Here is a 17,942-nt window from a genome sequence, read left to right on the forward strand (position 1 = left end):
GCCGGCCCCGAGGGAGATCCCGTGTCCAGGACGCCGCAGCCCCTCCGCCACGACAGCGTGCTCCTCCCCGACGGCGTGCGGCTGCACGTCGTCGAGCGGGGCGATCCCGACGGACCGCCCGTCGCCCTCGTGCACGGCTGGCCGGACTCCTGGTTCTCCTGGAGCCGCGTCCTCGCCCACCTGGACCCGCGGCTGCACGCCGTCGCCTACAGCCAGCGCGGGTTCGGCGACTCCGACCGCCCCGCCGGCGGCTACACCCTCGACCGGTTCGCCGACGACCTCCTGGCCCTCTGCGACGCGCTCGGCCTGGGACGGGCGCACCTGGTGGGCCACTCCTTCGGCAGCTTCGTCGTCCGCAGGATGGCCGAGCAGCACCCCGACCGGGTCGACCGGCTGGTGCTCATCGGCTCGGCCGACCGGATGGGCGACGTCCTGGTCGAGGAGGTGCGGGCGGCCATCGCCGACCTCCCCGAGGAGGTGCCCGACGGCTTCGCGCGGGAGTTCGCCGCCGGCACCGTGCACCGCGAGGTGGCACCGGACTTCTTCGACGCGCTCGTCGCCGAGAGCCGCAAGGCACCCGGGTCGGTCTACCGCGACTCCTGGGAGGGGCTGGTCCGCGTCGACGACCGCGACCGGCTCCGCGACGTCACGGCACCCACGCTGCTGCTGTGGGGCGACTCCGACGCCCTGTTCGACCGCGGCCAGCAGGACCGGCTCCTGGCCGCGCTCCCCGACGCCCGGCTGAGGGTCTACGAGGACACCGGGCACTGCCCCAACTGGGAGCGCCCGGAGGACGTCGCAGCCGACCTGGACGCCTTCCTCCTGCCGGCCTGACGCCGGCGAGGTGGCGTGACTCGCGGCCCCGCCCGGGGCACCGCCCCGAGCGGGCGACGGGTGGGGAGGGCGGGGTCCTCCTTCAGTCCGGGTGGCTGAGCAGGTAGCGGCCGAAGTGCGGGACGGTGAAGGCGATCTGGCCGCGCTCGGCGGAGAAGACCAACCCCTTCTTGATCAGGGAGTCCCGCGCGGGGGAGAGGGACGCGGGCCTGCGGCCCAGCGACACCGCGACCTCCGAGGTGGACACCGCCGCCCCGGCCGGCCCGCCCAGCTCGGCCATCGCGTGCATGTACTCCCGCTCGGCGGGGGTGGCGCGGTCGTAGCGGGAGCCGAAGAAGCCCACCGCGAGCTCGGCCTCGGCGACGGGCGCGGCCATGGCGACGTCCGCGGCGGTGATGGGGGAGGCGGCGGCGACGTCCCAGGTGACCTTGCCGTAGGCCTGCACGAAGTACGGGTAGCCGTCCGCGGCCGCGTACAGCGCGTCGAGCGCCTCGGGCTCGAAGGTGACCTCCTCCCGCTCGGCCGGAGCGAGCAGCGCCCGGTCGGCGGCGGGGCGGTCCAGCCGGTCGATGCGCAGGTAGCGGAACAGCCGCTCGGAGTAGCTCTTGGACGCCGACAGCACCGCCGGCAGGTGCGGCAGCCCCGCGCCGACGACGATCAGCGGCGCGCCCTGCTGCGACAGCTCGTGGCAGGCCGCGCAGATGGCCGAGACGTCGTCGCCCCGCACGTCCTGCATCTCGTCGATGAACAGCGCCACGCCCTTACCGACGTCGGCGGCCAGCCCGGCGGCGTCGCTGAGCAGCTCCACCAGGTCGATCTCCATGTCGCCGGAGTCGGCCCGCCCGCTGGACGCCGGCACGTCGATGCCCGGCTGCCAGCGGTCGCGCACCTTCGCGTCCGCGGTCTGCCGCAGCGCGAACGCCTTGAGCACCCCGAGGACGGCGTCCATGGACTCCTGGTCGGGGTGGCGCAGCTCGCGCAGCGCCATGTGCAGCGCCGAGGAGACCGGCCGGCGCAGCGACTGGTCCGGCCGCGCCTCGATCTTCCCCGTGCCCCAGCTGCGGCCGATCGCCGCCGAGCGCAGCTGGTTGAGCAGCACCGTCTTGCCCACCCCGCGCAGCCCGGTCAGCACCAGCGAGCGCTCCGGGCGGCCGTGCGCGATCCGCTCCAGGACGACGTCGAAGGCCGACAGCTCGTCGTCCCGCCCGGCCAGCTCGGGCGGGCGCTGGCCGGCGCCGGGGGCGTACGGGTTCCGCACGGGGTCCATGTCGGGCACCGTATGCGCGCCTCTAGCCCGACCCGTAGAAACGCCTAGACGACGCGATCGTGTCGTGGTCCGCGCCGCGCGTCGTCACGTCCGGTGCGCAGGCGCCCTCACGGCTGCGGGTCCTCGGCGGCCAGTTGCTGGACCCGCTGCGCCCGCTCCTCGGCCCGGTCCGCCGCACGCAGGTGCTCCTCCTGGTCGCCCGGCTGCGAGGGGTCGAGCACGGCCAGCCGCCGGTGCACCGCGGCGATCTCCAGCAGCTTCGAGGCGGCGTTGTAGATGGCGCCCTCGACCGCCTGGTGCTGTGCGTCCAGCAGCGTCTGGGCCGACCAGCCGTGCCCCACGTGGCAGGTGTAGCTGACCGTGCTGTCCGGTGTGGTCTCGTACATGCCGCCCTGGCACTCCGGGCAGCCGAGCGCGGTGGGGCTGCCCAGCTCGGTGACCGCGGTCGGTCCGTCCTTCATCGTCGAGCTCCTGTCCGGGAGGTCGGGCTGCGACAGCCCGTCGGGGACGGGGGGAGTCGGCCGGACGAGGCCGGTCACCACGGCCGCGAGGTCGGCGGTGGCGACCCTGCGTGCCCGGCGGACGGCGGCCAGCGCGGCCCGCGGCATCGCCGACACCCGGGCCTCGGCCGGGTCCTGCACCACGACGGCGCCGTCCTGGGCGGCCACGACCGCGGCGCCCACCGCGCCGTCGTCCAGGGCGCCGGAGAGGACGACGGCGACGACGCCGGGACCGAACGCGGCGGCGGCGCTGCGGAACAGCGGGTCGACGGCCGGCCGCTGGCGGTTCTCCCGCGGCCCGCGGGTCAGCCGCACGCGCTCGCCGCGGACGGTCAGGTGGTGGTCGGGCGGGGCGACGAGGATCGCGCCGGGCGTCAGCCGCTGCCCGTCGAGCGCGGGGGAGGCCGGCAACGGGCCGCAGCGGGAGAGCAGGGCCGGCAGGTGGCTGTCGGCGGTCGCCGGCAGGTGGACGACGACCAGGACGGCTGCCGGGAGGTCCGCGGGCAGGCCGGCCACGAGCGTCTGCAGCGGCCCGATGCCGCCTGCGGACGCCCCCACCACGACCAGCCGATCGACCACCGCCGCCCCTCCGCCCGACCGGGCTCCGCCCTGGGGTTACCCGCGGGACGAGCGCCGACGCGTCAGGAGGCGGGGCGGGCCCCGTCGTCCGGACGCGACGGGAGGGCGCAGGCCGCCGTCCCGCCGGGCAGCCGCATCCGGTTGGCCGCCACCACCCGGTAGACCCGGTCGGCCAGCGCCCGGACCAGGGGCAGCTGCAGCAGCCGGCCCAGCAGCGCCCAGCCCGGGCCGGCCGCGTGCAGGGCGGCGGCCACCGCGCGCGCCCCGCCGACGACCTCCCCCGTGCGCGGCACCCACAGCACCTCCTGCTGCGCGCGCTCCGCGGTGGTGCCGACGGAGCCGAGGTCGACGCCCTGCCACGGCACGACCGCGCAGTCGGCGGGCAGCACCCGCCGGGCGACGGCCGCCGAGCGGGTGCAGAAACCGCAGTCGCCGTCGAAGACCAGGGCCGGTCGCTGCACGGTCTCCACCTCTCGTCCCGGGACGCGTCCTCCAGTCGACCACGGGCTCGTCGCAGCAGACACGCGACGACGCGCCGGTCCGGGCGGCGACGTCCCCATGACCATCGGCCGGGACCCGACGCGACACACAGGGTCCTGGCAGGTGCCGCCGCTAGCGTGGGCCCGGTGCTGAGGTTCCTGGTGAAGGTCGTCCTCATGGCCGGCGTCTTCTACGGCGTCGCCTACCTGCTGAACGGCATCGAGGTGATCCCGAACCCGAACGGGCCGCTCGGCGAGCCCGGCACCTACCTGTGGATCGCGCTGATCTTCGCGGTGGTCAACGCGGTCGTCGGGCCGGTCCTGCGGCTGCTGTCGTTCCCGTTCGTGCTGGTCACGCTCGGGTTGTTCCTGCTCGTGGTCAACGCGGCGCTGCTCGGCATCACCGCCGCGCTCACCGACCGGCTGCAGGTCGACGGCTTCGGCACCGCGGTCGTCGGCGGCCTGCTGCTGGCCATCGGCGGCTGGGTCGCCGACCAGCTCACCGAGCGGCGCTGATCCCCCGCCGCGTCGCTGTGACGGCAGGCACCTCGCCGGGCTAGCGTCGCTGCATGGCCCGCACCACCGGCACGGTCCCGGCGATCCCGGTACCGGCCCCCGCGGACGACGGCACGCCCGCCGCCGCGATCGACGAACTCGCCGCCCTCGAGGCGGAACGCGACGAGAAGCGCCGCCGGCTGGAGAGGGCGGCCCGTGCGGCCATCGGCGGCGCGCCGGGTCTGCCCGCCGGCTGCGGCGCGGAGGACGTCCCGGCCCTGCTGCGCCGCTACTACTGGAGCGAGCCGGCCGCGGAGGTGCTCGACCACGACCCGGCCGACCTCGCCGCCCTCGCGCTGCGGCACCTGCGGCTGGCCGAGGTGCGCCCCCAGGGGGCGGCCACGGTCGACGTCCAGGAGCTGCCCGCCCGGGACGGCGCGGGGTCGCGTGCGCTGGTGCTGGTCGTCACCGACGACATGCCCTTCCTCGTCGACTCCGTGACCGCCGAGGTGGTCCGCCAGGGCTTCGGCCTCGAGCACGTCGTCCACCCGGTGCTGGTGGTCCGCCGCGACGTGACCGGCCGGATCCGCGCGTTCTGCGACAGCGCCGACCCCGGCGGGTGCGGCGCCGACGCGCTCGCCGAGTCCTGGATGGCCGTCCTCCTCGACGGGCCGCTGGACGACGAGGCGACCCGCGACCTGGTCGCCGGTCTGCGTACCGTGCTGGCCGACGTCCGGGCCGTGCACGAGGACGCCGCCCGGATGCGGACCCGCGCCCTCGAGCTCGCCGACCGGCTGGAGCGGACGGCCGTCCCCCGGGAGGCCCCCGCCGACCCGGCCGACGACCCCGCCGAGGCGGCCGCGCTGCTGCGCTGGCTGACCGCCGGCAACTTCGTCTTCCTGGGCGCGCGCGACGTCGACCTGGTCCGGACCGACGGCCGGACGACGGCCCGCCCGGTCGCCGGCAGCGGGCTGGGCGTGCTGCGCGGCGACGCCGACATCGCCACCGCCCCCGAGTCCGCCCCGGGCACCACGCTGCTCGCGGTCACCAAGGCCGACGCCCGCTCCACCGTGCACCGCCGCACCTGGCTGGACCTGGTCACGGTCACCCTCCCCGGCCCGGACGGCGGCCCGGCCCGGCAGCACCGGCTGGTCGGGCTGTTCCCGACCGCGGCCGCCGCGCACTCGGTCCGCGACGTGCCGCTGGTGCGCCGCCGGGTGGCCGGGGTGGTCGAGCGCTCCGGCGTCCCCGCCGACAGCCACACCGGCAAGGAACTGCTCGACGTCCTGGAGACCTACCCCCGCGACGAGCTCTTCCAGGTCGGCACCGACGAGCTGCTGCCGGTCGCGCTGGCCGTGCTGCACCTGCAGGAGCGCCGGCAGACCCGGCTGTTCCTGCGCCGCGACCCCGGCGACCGGTTCTGGTCGGCGATCGTCTACCTGCCCCGCGACCGGTACACGACCGAGGTCCGGCTGGCGGTGCAGCAGCTGCTGCTCGAGCGCCTGGGCGGCTCCAGCATCGAGTACACCGCCCGGGTCACCGAGTCGGTGCTCGCCCGGCTGCACTTCGTCGTCCGCCCACCGGTGACGCGGGGCGGACGGCCCGCGCTGCCCGAGGTCGACGTCCCGGCGCTGCAGGACGCGCTGGCGGCCGTCGTCCGCAGCTGGACCGACGAGCTGGCCGAGGCGCTCGCCGCCCGCTACGGCGCGGACGCCGAGCGCCGGTTCGCCCGCGTCGCCGACGCCTTCCCGGCCGCGTACCAGGAGGACTTCCCGGCCACGACCGCCGTCGAGGACCTCGAGCGGCTCGACGGGCTGGCCGAGGGCGAGCTCGGGCTGGTGCTGCGGCGTCCGGCGGGGGCGTCCGCGACCGAGCCGCGGCTGGCGGTCTACCGGGTGGGCCAGCGGCTGCTGCTCTCCGACGTGCTGCCGATGCTGCAGCACCTGGGCGTGGACGTCGTCGACGAGCGGCCCTACGAGATCGACCGGATCGGCGCCCCGCTGGCCTGGATCTACGACTTCGGGCTGACCGCGCCGGTCGGCGACCTGCCCTTCCCCGGCTCGCTGCCCGAGCGCTTCACCGAGGCGCTGTCCGCGGTGTGGCGAGGTGACGCCGAGGACGACGGCCTGGGCGCGCTGGTGCTGCTGGCGGGGCTGAACTGGCGGCAGGTGACCGTCGTCCGCGCCTACGTGCAGTGGCTGCGGCAGGCCGGCCTGCCCTTCGGCCAGCGGTACGTCGAGACGACGCTGGCCGCCCACCCCGACGTCGTCGCCCGGCTGGTGGCGCTGTTCGAGACCCGCTTCTCCCCGGACCGGGACGGCGGGCGGACAGCGCGCACCGACGAGCTGGTCCGGTCGCTGCGCGAGGCGATCGGCCGCGTGGAGTCGCTGGACGCCGACCGGGTGCTCACCGCGCTGCTCGCCGCCGTCCTGACCACCCAGCGCACCACCTACTACGCCATGTCCGGCCCCCGACCCACCCTGCTCGCGCTGAAGCTGCACCCGGCCGAGGTCCCCGACGTGCCCGAGCCGCGGCCGGCCCGCGAGGTCTGGGTGAGCTCGCCGCGGGTGATGGGTGTGCACCTGCGCTTCGGCGCGGTCGCGCGCGGCGGGCTGCGCTGGTCCGACCGGCACGAGGACCTGCGCACGGAGGTGCTCGGGCTGGTCAAGGCGCAGATGGTGAAGAACACCGTCATCGTGCCCACCGGTGCCAAGGGTGGCTTCGTCGTCCGCAGGCCGCCGGCGGAGAGCGAGGGCCGGGACGCGTGGCTCGCCGAGGGGCAGGCCTGCTACCGGTCGTTCATCGGCGCGCTGCTGTCCCTCACCGACAACCTCGTGGACGGGAAGGTCGTCCCGCCCGAGCGGGTGGTCCGGCACGACGGTGACGACACCTACCTCGTCGTCGCCGCCGACAAGGGGACGGCGACCTTCTCCGACCTGGCCAACGCGGTGGCGCTGGAGCGCGGCTTCTGGCTGGGCGACGCCTTCGCCTCGGGCGGCTCGGTCGGCTACGACCACAAGGCCATGGGCATCACCGCCCGCGGCGCCTGGGAGTCGGTGACCCGGCACTTCCGCGAGCTGGACCTGGACGTGCAGAGCCAGGACTTCACCGTGGTCGGCGTCGGCGACATGTCCGGCGACGTCTTCGGCAACGGGATGCTGCTGTCCGAGCACATCCGGCTGGTCGCCGCCTTCGACCACCGGCACGTCTTCGTCGACCCCACTCCGGACGCCGCCACGTCGTTCGCCGAGCGGAAGCGGCTGTTCGAGCTGCCGCGCTCCTCGTGGGCCGACTACGACCCCGCGCTGATCAGCCCGGGCGGCGGCGTGTGGCCCCGGACGGCGAAGGCGGTGCCGGTCAGCGAGCCGATGCGCACCGCGCTCGGCCTCGCCGACGACGTCGACACGCTGTCCCCGGTCGAGCTCATCCGCGCCGTGCTGCTGGCGCCGGTCGACCTGCTGTTCAACGGCGGCATCGGCACCTACGTCAAGGCCTCGACCGAGAGCGCGCTGGACGTGGGGGACAAGGCCAACGACGCCGTCCGGGTCGACGGCCGCGACCTGCGGGTGCGCGTGGTGGGGGAGGGCGGCAACCTCGGCCTGACCCAGCGCGGCCGGGTGGAGTACGCGCTCACCGGCGGCCGGGTGAACACCGACGCCATCGACAACTCCGCCGGCGTGGACACCTCCGACCACGAGGTCAACATCAAGATCGCGCTGGACCGGGTGGTGGAGGCCGGCGAGCTGGACGCCGAGGGCCGCGCGGCGCTGCTCGGCGAGATGACCGACGAGGTCGCCGCCGCCGTCCTGACCGACAACCACGCGCAGAACGCGACCCTCGCCGTCGAGGTGACCTCCGCGCGCAGCCTGCTCGATGCGCACGCCCGGTTCCTGCGGGCGCTGGAACGCTCCGGCCGGCTGGTGCGCAGCGTCGAGTTCCTCCCCGACGACCGGCAGCTGGCCGAGCGGCGGCGCGACGGGCAGGCGCTGACCAGCCCCGAGCTCTCGGTGCTGCTGGCCTACGCCAAGCTCGAGACCGGGGACGCCGTCCTGGCCTCGGACCTGCCCGACGACCCGGCGCTGGAGGAGCTGCTCGTCGGCTACTTCCCGGCCGAACTGCGCCGCCGCTTCCCCGCGGCGGTCTCCGGGCACCCGCTGCGCCGGGAGATCGTCGCGACCGCGCTGACCAACCGCGCGGTCAACGTGGCCGGGGTGACCGGGCTGTTCCGGCTGTCCGAGGAGACCGGGGTCCCGCTGGCCGGGGTGGTGCGGGCGCACGCGGTCGCCCGGGCGGTGTTCGAGGTGGACCGGCTGTGGGACGCCGTCCGCCCGCTGGACAACCGGGTGCCCGCGACCACCCAGGTGGAACTGCGCACCGAGGCGACCCGGCTGGCCGAGCGGGCGGCGCGCTGGCTGCTGCGGCTGCCGGAGATCACCGCGGCCGAGGCCGCCCCGCTGGGCGACCTGACCGGCCGCTTCGCCGCCCCGGTGGCCGCGGTGCGCGCCGGGCTGCCGTCGTGGCTGCTGGGCGCGGAGGCTACCGCGGTCGCCGAGCGGACCGACCGGCTGCGGCGGGCCGGGGTGCCCGAGCCGCTGGCCGCGGAGGTGGCCGCAGCCCCCCTGCTGCCGGCCGCGCTGGACCTGGCGGTCGTCGCCGAGCGCACCGGCGCCCCGATCGAGCTGGCCGGGCAGGTGCACCAGGCGGTGGCCGAGCGGCTGGCGCTGGTGCCGCTGCGCGACCTCGTCGTCGCGCTGCCCCGCGACCGCCGCTGGCCGGCGATGGCCCGCGCCTCGTTGCGTGACGACCTGGCCGGCGAGCAGGCCGCGCTGACCGCCGAGGTCCTCGGCGGGCGGACGGGGGGCGCCGAGGACGCCGGCGAGCTGGTGGCGCGCTGGGTGGCGGGCTGGGACGGCTCGCAGCAGCGGGCGGCCGCGCAGCTGGTCGACATCGCCGCGGGGGACCGGCAGGAGCTGGCCGAGCTGCTGGTCGCCGTCCGGACCCTGCGCGGCCTGCACCGCCGCGCGTGAAGGGACCCTCCTGCCCCCCACCGTGGAAGGACCCCGTTCCCCACCCTTCGCGAGCTCAGGGTGGTGCCCGGGACGGGGCCGCGGCGGGACCCTGCAGGAGGGCCACCCCGCGCCCGAGCGATGAGTACGCGGGCCGGCGGCGGTCTGCACCAGCGTGACGGACACGTGGCAGGCGGTGGCGGCGGAGCGGGCCGCGCTGGTGGCGGACCTGGAGTGGTTCGGCGTCGGCGCCTGGCGGACACCCTCGCTGTGCGACGGGCTCAGCGTCGAGGAGGTCGTCGCCCACCTCACCGCCGGGGCGAGCTCGGCCTCCCTCCGGTGGTTCGCCGGCCTGGTGCGGTGCCGGTTCGACGTCGACCGGATGGTCGCCATGCGCCTGCGCGAGCAGCTCGGCGCCTCCCCGGACGAGACGCTGGCGCGGTTCCGCAGCGTCGTCACCAGCAGGACCGCACCGACCCGCACGCACGTCGACGCGTGGCTGGGGGAGGTCGTCGTGCACGGGGAGGACATCCGTCGTCCGCTGGGCATCGACCACGCGTACGCCGCCGACGCCCTCCAGCGGGTGGCGCGGTTCTACGCCGCGCGCGACTTCACGGTCCCGTCGAAGCGGCGGACGCCGGGGCTGCGGCTCGAGGCCTCCGACGGGCCGTTCGCCGTGGGGGAGGGGCCGCTGGTGCGGGGGCGCACCGTCGACCTCGTGCTCGCCATGGCCGGCCGGCCCGTCGCACTCGACCACCTCGAGGGGTCCGGGCTGCCGACGTTCGCGGCCCGGGTGGTCGCGCCGTCGGGTCGAGCGCCGTCTACGGCTGTCTAGCGCCTGACCGAGAGAACCGCAGACGCCGGTCGAGCGGCGACGGTCGAGGTTCGTCTGCGACTGTCTAGCTCGACAGGTAGAGATGCGTAGACGGCCTCAGAGGGGCGGACGGCGCTCGCCGAAGCGGGTCGCCCGCTCGAAGGCGTGCCCGACCTCCAGCACCCGCCGGTCGGCGCGCGGCGGCGCGACGACCTGCAGGCCCACGGGCAGGCCGTCCGGGGTGAACCCGCCGGGCACCGAGAGCGCGGGGCAGCCGGTCGGCGTGATGAGCGTGCAGGAGCGCATCCAGGCCAGATAGTCCGTCAGCGGCTCCCCGTCGACCTCGGTCGGGTACTCCTGCTCCACCGGGAAGGGCAGCACCTGCGTCGTCGGCGCCAGCAGGACGTCGTAGCGGTCGAAGAAGCCCACCACGCGCTCGTAGAGGGCCGTGTGGGCTATCTCGGCGCGGGCGACGTCGGCGCCGGTCAGCTCAGCACCCCGGGCGGCGTTCCAGCGGATCGACTCCTTGAGCCCGTCCGGGTGCTGCCGGGCCAGGTCGCTGAACGTCGCGTCGAACACCCAGGCCCGCAGCGTGCCGAAGACGTCGTCGGCGCCGGAGAGGTCGGGGCAGTCGGCCTCCACGGTGGCGCCCAGCTCCTCGAACACCGCCACGCTCCGCGACAGCACCGACGTGATCGCCGGGTCCACGCGCACCCGCCCGCCCAGGTCCGGCGCCCAGGCCACCCGCAGCCCGTCGAGGCGCTCGGGCAGCGGTGCGGCGAAGGGAGCGCCGGGGTCGTCGAGGGAGATCGGCACGCGGCCGTCCGGCCCGGCCATCGCCGAGAGCACCAGCGCGACGTCGGCCACGGTCCGGCCCATCGGCCCCTGTACCGACAGCTGGGACCAGCCCATCGCCGCCGGCCAGGTCGGCACCCGCCCCGGTGTGGGCCGCAGCCCGACGACGTTGCAGAACGCCGCCGGGTTGCGCAGCGAGCCGCCGAAGTCGCTGCCGTCGGCGACCGGCACGAACCCCGCCGCCAGCGCCGCGGCGGCACCACCGCTCGAGCCGCCGGCCGACAACCCGTGCCGGTACGGGTTGTGGGTGACGCCGAACAGCGGGTTGAACGTGTGCGAGCCGGCCGCGAACTCGGGCACGTTGGTCTTGCCGACGCGCACCGCCCCGGCCGCGCGCAGCCGGGCGACCACCAGCTCGTCGTCCGCCGGCACGGTGTCGGCGAGCGGGGAGCCCCAGGTGGTGCGCATGCCGCCCGTGGCGTGGGTGTCCTTGTGCGCCACCGGCAGCCCGTGCAGGGGGCCGACCTCCTCGCCGGCGGCCAGCGCGGCGTCTGCGGCGTCTGCGGCGGCACGGGCGCCCTCGGCGTCCAGCGTGACCACCGCGTTGACCCGGCCGTCGAGCGCGTCGATGCGCGCCAGGCAGGCGTCGGTCAGCTCGCGCGCGGACAGCTGCCGGGAGCGGATCAGCGCGGCCAGCTCGGTCGCCGGCCGGAGGCACAGCTCGTCAGTCGTGGTCACCCGCAGACTCTGACACGCACCGCGGGTGCTCCTCATGCCGTACCGGTCCTGCGGTGTGCCCGGACGACCGATGTCGTCGGTCCGCTGCGCCGCGCGCACTCGCGCGCCGTTGCTGTCACCCACGCGCGGCTGCACCAGCGCCGAGGTGGCAGGAACAGCGCGGGAGTGCGTCGGCGACGGGGCTGGTCGGGACGGTGGCGGCGGCGTCGACGCCGCAGGTGCCGCTCCAGCCCACGGGGGGGCACCGGCGATGGCCCCCGCGGGAACTCAGCTGGCGGGGTCGGGCGGGACGACGTCCGGGACGTCGTTGGGGCCGGCCTCCACCGGGCGCGGGCGGTCCTGGCGGTGCAGGCGGACGGCGACCAGCGCGACGTCGTCCTCGGGCCGGCCGTCGACGAGCCGCTCGAGCACCTCGTCGAGCAGCTGCTGCAGCGGCAGGTGGGCGACGTCGACCAGCGCCTCGCGCAGCCGCACCATCCCGGCGTCGAGGTCGGCGTCGCGCCGCTCGACGAGGCCGTCGGTGAACAGCAGCACCGTGGACCCGCGGTCGAGCGTCACCACCGACTCCTGGCGCGCGGTCTCGGCGTCCACGCCCAGCAGCAGGTCGCCCTTCCAGGCGGCCAGCTCGGCCACGCTCCCGTCGGGGTTGACGACCAGCGGCGGCAGGTGCCCGGCGTTCGCCCAGCGCATGCGGGTGATGCCGCGGCGGCGCTCGTCGTCGGTCTGCTCGAAGCGGGCCACCGCGGCCGTCGCCAGCACGTGGGTCTGCAGCACCGCCATCGAGGCGTCCAGCCCGCGCAGCACCTCCACCGGCGGCGCGTCGCTGTAGGTGGCGATGCCGCGCAGCAGCCCGCGCAGCTGACCCATGGCCGCGGCCGCCTCGGTGTCGTGGCCGACGACGTCGCCGATGACCAGCATCGTCGCCCCGCCCGGCTGCAGGAACGCGTCGTACCAGTCGCCGCCGACCCGCGCGGCCTCGACGGCCGGCAGGTAGCGGACGGCGATCTCCGCGTGGTCGGGCTCCGGCGGCTCGGTGAGCAGACTGCGCTGCAGACCCTCGGCCAGCTGCTGCTGCTGGGCGTAGAGCCGGGCGTTGTCCAGGGCCAGGCCGGCACGGTCGGCGACGTCCTGGGCGGTGACCATGTCCTCCCGCGTCAGGGACTCCCCGACGCCCGCGTACAGGGTCAGCACGCCGAGGGTGCGCCCGCGGCCGCGCAGCGGCAGGCAGACCGCCGACTCGGGCGCCAGGGCGGTGAGCAGGTCCTGCGCCTCGCCCGTGGGCAGCAGCGTGCGCACCTCCGCGGTCGCGGCCCGCACCGCCTCGCCCGCGAGCAGCGCACGGGCGACGGGGGAGGTGGCCGGCATGGCATCGAGCCGGACGGCGGCGTAGCGCTCGACCAGCGCGCGCCGGGACGGGTCGGCGTGCCACCAGCCGACGTCGCGGGCGCGGCCGTCGGCGTCGACCACGGTGACGATGGACCACTCGGCCAGCGTCGGGACGACCAGCCGGGGGAGGTGGCCGGTGGCGCTCCGCGTGTCCAGGGCCCCGGAGAGCTCGGCGCTGACCTGGGCGAGCAGGGCCAGCCGCTGGGCCGAGCGCTCGGCGTGCTCGCGGGCCCGCTTCCGCTCGGTGACCTCGATGAAGTAGACCGACAGACCCTCGGGGGTCGGCCAGGCGCGCAGCTCGTACCAGCCGTCCAGCGGCGCGGGGTAGTGCGCGTCGAAGTTCACCGGCTGCCCGGTCCGGACGGCGCTGCGGTAGTGGTCCTCGAACTCGCTGTTCACCGTCGCGGGGAACGACGCCCAGATGACCTCGCCGAGCAGCTCCTCGCGGCTGCGGCCCAGCAGCCGCTCGGCCTCGGCGTTGACGTGCGTGAAGCGCCACTCGTGGTCCAGCGAGTAGAAGCCGGCCGGCATGGCCTCCAGCACCCGGGTGACGCGGACGTCGCCGGTGCGGTCCTCGGTGGTGTCGTACGCGGCGCCCAGCACCCGGACGGCGGTCCCGTCCGGGCCGGCCAGCGCGCGGCCGCGGGCCTGGACCCAGCGGGTGTCGCCGTCCGAGCGCTCGACCCGGTACTCCGCCTCGAAGTCGCCGCAGCCGTCGATGCAGGCGCGCAGCGCCTCGCTCACCCGCGGCAGGTCGTCGGGGTGCAGCCGCCGGTTGAAGGCGGTGATCGTGCCGTCGAAGTCCTCGGGGGTGTAGCCGAACACCGCCATCAGCGGGTCGTCCCACACCAGCTCGCCGGTGCGCAGGTCCCAGTCGAAGGTGCCCACGCGGCCGGCGTCCATCGCCAGCCGCCAGCGCAGGTGCTGGCGCTCGTACTCGCCGGTCAGCGCCGCGTACTCCAGCTCGGTCACCACCGAGGCGGCGAGCTGGCGCAGCGTGGCGGCGTCGGTCCCGGTCCACTCGCGCGGCACCGGGTCGAACACGCACAGCGTCCCGACGACGTGGCCCTCGCCGTCGGTCAGGGGGGCGCCGAGGTAGGCGACGACCAGCCCGCCGGTCACCTGCGGCAGGTGGGCGACCCGTTCGTCGGCCCGGGCATCCGGGATGGCCAGGACGTCGAAGCCCGTCGCGGCCAGCGAGCACGGGGTGTCGGCGAGGCCGGTCTCCCGGGTGGAGCTGCCCGGGGGGAGCCCGGCGACGCCGGCGACCGACTGGACGTCGTCGAGCAGCGAGATCTGGCCGGCCTGCGCGCCGAGCAGGCGAGCGGCGAGCTCCACCAACCGGTCGACGGCGGGGGAGCCGGCCTGCGCGATGCGGAGACGGCGGGCGGCGCGGACGCGTGCGGGGTCATCGCGCAGCGCCTCCGCCGCCGACTCGAGGTCGGACGTGCGCACAGCACTGTGCTGCCGCGGGGATCGCTCCACCGGTACCTCTCCACTGTCGACGGCTGGTGCCGGGGTGCTCCGAGCCCGCCGGCGGCCACGGCTGTTCGGGCTGCGCGGGATCCCCGCAGTTATGTCATGGCCCCTCGGTTGGGTGCAACGATCCTGACGCAGATCACGCTCCCGGCGACCGTCCGTGCCGGGTCAGCATGTCGCCGACCCCGCCGGGACGACGAGGGTCAGCGCCGTCCCCCCGGCGTGTTCCACGTGGAACCCGGCGCGTCGCAGCAGCGCCCGCAGCCGGACGACGTCCGCCGGCTCGCCGGTCGTGGTGGCGAGCAGCCGGGCGACGCGGCCCTTGTGCGCCTTGTTGGAGTGGCTGACCACCGCCCGCGTACCGTCCGGGCGCTCGCTGAGCACCTCGAGGGTCACCGCGCCGGGCACCGGGGCCAGCGCGGTGTAGGCACTGCTGCGCAGGTCGACCACCAGCTCGTCGAGGCCGGCGAGCACCGGTCCCAGCGCCGGCCGCCACAGCGTGCGCAGCGTCGGCAGGCCGGGCAGCGCGGAGCCGGCCGAGAGCCGGTAGGCGGGGATGTGGTCGGTGCCGCGGACCACCCCGAACAGCGCCGACCCGACCGCCAGCCGCCGGTCGGCCCGTGCCCGCTGGGCGCGGCTCAGCGAGCGCACGTCGAGGGCGGCGTAGAGGACGCCGGTGTAGCGCTCCAGGGCGGGCATCGTGGGCGCGGCGCGCAGCTCGGCGTTGCGTGCGACCTCGTCGTCCTGCCTCGCGGACAGGCCCAGCGCCGTCCGCGCTGCCGGGCGGTCCCCGGCGAGCTCGACGAGGGCCGTCACCAGGCCGGCACGGACATCGGTCAGCTCGGGCCAGGACAGCGCGGCGAGGTCCAGCGCGGCGCCGTCCCCGCCCGGGGCCTTGGTCTCCGATGGGGGCAGCAGGACGAGCACGGGCAATCACGCTACGTCGTGAGCGACCGCGTGTCGGATTCCGGTCGGGTCCCCTGCCGAGCCGCACCGGGGGTGGCACGGACCACACTCGGACCCCACCCACCTCTGAGCCCCGGAGGACCGTCGCGGACGGGGAGGACAGGCCACCGGGCGCTCGGGCGGTGGGCACCCCGGCCGGCACAGAGGCGTGCCGGCGCCGACGAGGAGGAGCGTCCGTGGCAGGCAACAAGGCAGTCAGGTACATGGGGCCGGGCAAGGTCGAGATCGCCGATCTGGACTACCCGAAGCTGGAGCTGCAGTCCGGCCCGGGGGTGCACCCGTCGAACGTGGGTCGCAAGACCCCGCACGGCGTCATCCTGCGCACCGTCAGCACCAACATCTGCGGCTCCGACCAGCACATGGTCCGGGGGCGGACGACGGCGCCCGAGGGGCTGGTCCTCGGCCACGAGATCACCGGCGAGATCGTGGAGAAGGGGCCCGACGTCGAGTTCCTCAACGAGGGCGACATCGTCAGCGTGCCGTTCAACATCGCCTGCGGCCGCTGCCGCAACTGCAAGGAGGGCAAGACCGGCATCTGCCTGACGGTCAACCCCGACCGCCCGGGCTCGGCGTACGGCTACGTCGACATGGGCGGCTGGACCGGCGGCCAGGCCGAGTACGTGATGATCCCGTACGCCGACTTCAACTGCCTGAAGTTCCCGGACCGGGACCAGGCACTCGCCAAGATCCGCGACCTGACGATGCTGTCGGACATCTTCCCGACCGGCTACCACGGCTGCGTGACCGCCGGGGTCGGCACCGGGTCGACCGTCTACATCGCCGGCGCCGGACCGGTCGGGCTCGCCGCGGCGGCCTCCGCGCAGCTGCTCGGCGCCGCGGTCGTCATCGTCGGCGACCTCAACGCCGAGCGGCTGGCCCAGGCCCGCAGCTTCGGCTGCGAGACCGTCGACGTCTCCCAGGGCGACCCGAAGGACCAGATCGAGCAGATCCTCGGCGAGCCCGAGGTGGACTGCGGCGTCGACGCCGTGGGCTTCGAGGCCCGCGGCCACGGCAAGGACGCGCAGACCGAGGCCCCGGCCACGGTGCTCAACTCCCTGATGGACATCACCCGCGCCGGCGGTGCGCTCGGCATCCCCGGCCTCTACGTGACCGGTGACCCGGGTGCGGCCGACGAGGCGGCGAAGACCGGGTCGCTGTCCATCCGGCTGGGGCTGGGCTGGGCGAAGTCGCACTCGTTCACCACCGGCCAGTGCCCGGTCATGCGCTACAACCGCCAGCTGATGATGGCGATCCTGCACGACAGGGTGCAGATCGCGAAGGCGGTGAACGCCGAGGTGATCCCGCTGGAGGACGCGCCGCGGGGCTACCAGGAGTTCGACCAGGGCGCGGCGAAGAAGTACGTGCTCGACCCGAACGGGATGATCCCCGCCGCGTGAGCCCGACGATCACGGCGCCGTGACCACCTCCGGCCCGTCCGGGGTGGTCCCGGCGCCGTGATCGCGCCGGAGCTCACGTCCAGTACAGGAGCTGGGCCCGGGGCAGCCGCTCGGCGAGCGCGGCCTCGAACCAGCCGCGCAGCTCGGCCATCGTCTCCTTGGGGTAGACGTGCTTGACCGAGCCGTACTTCCCGCGCTTGGTCGTGCGCCGGGCCTCGTCCATGTCGAGCTTCGTGCGCGGGTACCAGTCCAGCAGCGTCTCCTTGCTGCCGGGCGTGAAGCGGTGGGTGATGCACTCGACGGTGAGGTCCGCGTCGGCCGGGAGGGCGGCGGCGACGCTGTCGAGCAGGTCGCCGTACTCCTCGCGCCAGCCCTCGACCGGCATGATCGGCGCGATGGTCAGGCCCACCGGGTAGCCGGCCGCGGCCACGGCCGACAGGGCGCCCAGCCGTGCGGGCACCTTCGCCGTCGCGCCCTCGAAGCGGCGGTCGACGGAGGTCGCGTTGACCGAGAACCGCAGCCGCGTGCGCCCGCCGTGCGGCAGGTCGAGCAGGCCGGCGACGTCGTCGAACTTGGTGGTCGCCCGCAGCTGCACCGGCCCGGGCCAGTCGTGCGTGCCGAAGTGCTCGATCATCCGCGCCAGGCCGCCGGTCAGGTGCTCGATCGCCAGCGGGTCGGTGTAGCAGGAGGCCTCGAACGTCGTCCCCTCGCCGCCGCGCTCGAGGGTGCCCGAGGTGACCGCGCCGCGCCCGACGTACTCGTCGAGGCCGTCGAGGACCTCGTCGAGGTCGGCGAAGACACGGGTGACCGGCGGGCCGGACAGCGAGCCGGCGAGATAGCAGTACTGGCAGTGCGCGGGGCAGCCCTCGGCCAGGTCGACGCGCCAGTCCGCCGACGGCGGGATCGGCTGCAGCCTGCGCTTGGACGGCGCGGGGACGACGAGGGCGAGAGTGTCCTTGGCGCGCATGAAGGCGGCGCGGTCGCCGTCCCCGCGGAGGTTGGGCAGCCGGTCGCCGGGCAGCAGCTCGACGTCGGACACCCCGGCGGCCTCGAGCCGCGCGAGGACGCGCTGCCCGTGCGGCCGCTCGGCGGCCGAGCGGGTGACGAGGACGCGCGACGGCGTCCACAGGCGGGTCGGGGTCGGGGCGGTGGGGGAGGGGGCGAGGACGGCGGTCATCACCCGGTACAACACCGGGCGGGACGACGT

Annotated in this window: 12 protein-coding genes; 5 read left to right on the forward strand and 7 right to left on the reverse strand. The window is 75.7% G+C overall.

The window, feature by feature from the left end; translation table 11 throughout:
* The first annotated feature begins 21 nt into the window (after window positions 1-21).
* Window positions 22-834 carry an alpha/beta fold hydrolase gene (locus tag ACI79G_RS08310; RefSeq protein ID WP_456880665.1) on the forward strand — a complete coding sequence of 271 codons (813 nt, stop codon included), beginning with the start codon at window positions 22-24 and terminating at the stop codon, window positions 832-834.
* Window positions 835-916: 82 nt separating this feature from the next.
* Here the strand turns inward: ACI79G_RS08310 and ACI79G_RS08315 are convergent, their stop codons facing one another.
* From ACI79G_RS08315 to ACI79G_RS08325, 3 genes are all read right to left on the reverse strand, one after another.
* A complete protein-coding gene (locus tag ACI79G_RS08315) occupies window positions 917-2,101 on the reverse strand; it encodes an ATP-binding protein (protein ID WP_456880666.1) in 1,185 nt (394 codons plus the stop codon).
* A 107-nt stretch (window positions 2,102-2,208) separates the two neighbouring features.
* Complete coding sequence (locus tag ACI79G_RS08320; protein ID WP_456880667.1) at window positions 2,209-3,180, reverse strand: chemotaxis protein CheB; 972 nt, start codon at window positions 3,178-3,180, stop codon at window positions 2,209-2,211.
* A 62-nt stretch (window positions 3,181-3,242) separates the two neighbouring features.
* Window positions 3,243-3,641: a thiol-disulfide oxidoreductase DCC family protein gene (locus ACI79G_RS08325; RefSeq protein WP_456880668.1), complete on the reverse strand. Its 399-nt coding sequence runs from the start codon at window positions 3,639-3,641 to the stop codon at window positions 3,243-3,245.
* A gap of 165 nt (window positions 3,642-3,806) precedes the next feature.
* Between ACI79G_RS08325 and ACI79G_RS08330 the strand changes: the two genes are divergently transcribed.
* The 3 genes from ACI79G_RS08330 to ACI79G_RS08340 all read left to right on the forward strand — a co-directional run bounded on the left by ACI79G_RS08330 (window position 3,807) and on the right by ACI79G_RS08340 (window position 9,995).
* Window positions 3,807-4,175 (forward strand): phage holin family protein, encoded by a 369-nt coding sequence (locus tag ACI79G_RS08330; RefSeq protein WP_456880669.1) that lies wholly within the window; start codon window positions 3,807-3,809, stop codon window positions 4,173-4,175.
* A gap of 53 nt (window positions 4,176-4,228) precedes the next feature.
* The gene (locus ACI79G_RS08335) at window positions 4,229-9,181 is read left to right on the forward strand and encodes an NAD-glutamate dehydrogenase (RefSeq protein ID WP_456880670.1); all 4,953 of its coding nucleotides are present in this window, start codon (window positions 4,229-4,231) and stop codon (window positions 9,179-9,181) included.
* Between the two features lie 154 nt (window positions 9,182-9,335).
* On the forward strand, window positions 9,336-9,995 hold the full coding sequence (locus ACI79G_RS08340) for a maleylpyruvate isomerase family mycothiol-dependent enzyme (protein ID WP_456880671.1): 660 nt from the start codon (window positions 9,336-9,338) through the stop codon (window positions 9,993-9,995).
* A 96-nt stretch (window positions 9,996-10,091) separates the two neighbouring features.
* On the opposite strand, the gene ACI79G_RS08345 is transcribed toward ACI79G_RS08340, so the two are convergent.
* From ACI79G_RS08345 to yaaA, 3 genes are all read right to left on the reverse strand, one after another.
* Window positions 10,092-11,507, reverse strand: a complete 1,416-nt coding sequence (locus ACI79G_RS08345; RefSeq protein WP_456880672.1) for an amidase — start codon at window positions 11,505-11,507, stop codon at window positions 10,092-10,094.
* Between the two features lie 267 nt (window positions 11,508-11,774).
* On the reverse strand, window positions 11,775-14,348 hold the full coding sequence (locus tag ACI79G_RS08350) for a SpoIIE family protein phosphatase (RefSeq protein WP_456880673.1): 2,574 nt from the start codon (window positions 14,346-14,348) through the stop codon (window positions 11,775-11,777).
* A 192-nt stretch (window positions 14,349-14,540) separates the two neighbouring features.
* Window positions 14,541-15,299, reverse strand: a complete 759-nt coding sequence (yaaA, locus tag ACI79G_RS08355) for a peroxide stress protein YaaA (RefSeq protein ID WP_456880674.1) — start codon at window positions 15,297-15,299, stop codon at window positions 14,541-14,543.
* A gap of 215 nt (window positions 15,300-15,514) precedes the next feature.
* Here yaaA and fdhA point away from each other — a divergent pair, with 215 nt between their 5' ends.
* On the forward strand, window positions 15,515-16,735 hold the full coding sequence (fdhA, locus tag ACI79G_RS08360) for a formaldehyde dehydrogenase, glutathione-independent (RefSeq protein ID WP_456880675.1): 1,221 nt from the start codon (window positions 15,515-15,517) through the stop codon (window positions 16,733-16,735).
* Window positions 16,736-16,808: 73 nt separating this feature from the next.
* Here fdhA and ACI79G_RS08365 read toward each other — a convergent pair whose 3' ends face one another.
* Complete coding sequence (locus ACI79G_RS08365) at window positions 16,809-17,927, reverse strand: spore photoproduct lyase family protein (protein ID WP_456880676.1); 1,119 nt, start codon at window positions 17,925-17,927, stop codon at window positions 16,809-16,811.
* Window positions 17,928-17,942: the final 15 nt, after the last annotated feature.

The sequence above is a fragment of the Geodermatophilus sp. SYSU D00779 genome (genome assembly GCF_054050595.1).